Here is a 1,022-nt window from a genome sequence, read left to right as displayed (position 1 = left end):
ATGCGTTTGAAGTATAGCTGGGCGTTGGTGTTGTTATTATCTGGCTGTCAATTGACTCAGCCAAATTCGTCCACCACTCCAACTCCAGAAACCAACAAGTCTGAGCAAACTGCTAAGCAGAATGCCACTAAGACTAAATCTAAAAACAAACAATCTTTGGCGAAAGATTCTGCCAAGGATACGCCAAAAGTTCTCTCCCCTCAGGAACAAGAAGATGTGTGGCAACGTATTGCTATGCAGCTTGAAATGGACATCCCAAACAACAAGAAAGTGGATTATTACCGTACGTGGTATTTGAAACACCCAAACCACCTGTACACGGTATCTAAACGTGCAGCGCCATTTCTTTACATGATCACGCAACGTATCGAAGAACGTGGGTTGCCAATGGAGCTTGCTCTTCTACCGGTTGTGGAAAGCTCATTTGACGCTTTCGCCTACTCGCACGGTAGCGCAGCTGGTTTGTGGCAGTTTGTTCCAGGCACCGGGAAAATGATGGGGCTTGAACAAAACTACTGGTATGACGGGCGTCGCGATGTCGCTGCCTCTACCGACGCTGCATTGGATTATCTTGTTCAATTAAATGAACGTTTTGACGGAAACTGGGAACACGCAATCGCAGCCTACAATAGTGGCGGCGGTCGTGTATCTAGCGCTATCCGTAAGAACAAAAAATTGGGTAAACCTGTCGACTTTTTCTCTTTAGATCTGCCAAAAGAGACCAGTAGCTACGTGCCAAAACTTCTCGCTCTTGCGGACGTGGTGGCAAACCAAGAAAAGTACGGTATCGACATTCCATCTATCCCAAACAAACCAGTGCTGACGTTAGTCGATCCGAAAGAACAACTGGATCTCGCTATCGCTGCTGATTACGCGGGCATCGGGGTAAAAGAGCTGCAAAGCTACAACCCTGCCTACAACCAATGGTCCACCGCACCAGAAGGGCCTCATCAGCTTCTTATTCCTGTGGAGAAGAAGGATGCGTTCTTAACTCAAGTTGAGAGCAATCGCGGTAAAGGCAT

At 47.4% G+C, this 1,022-nt stretch carries 1 protein-coding gene; it reads left to right on the top strand.

The genetic code is table 11. From position 1 onward, the window contains the following. On the top strand, positions 1-1,022 hold a 1,022-nt coding region (locus R7127_RS26950; protein ID WP_318148768.1), incomplete at both ends, for a transglycosylase SLT domain-containing protein.

This window comes from Vibrio sp. 1159, from assembly GCF_033340395.1.
GTDB lineage: Bacteria > Pseudomonadota > Gammaproteobacteria > Enterobacterales > Vibrionaceae > Vibrio > Vibrio alginolyticus.
Note: the sequence above shows the minus strand (reverse complement) of the source record. Positions and strands in the feature narration are given on the sequence as shown.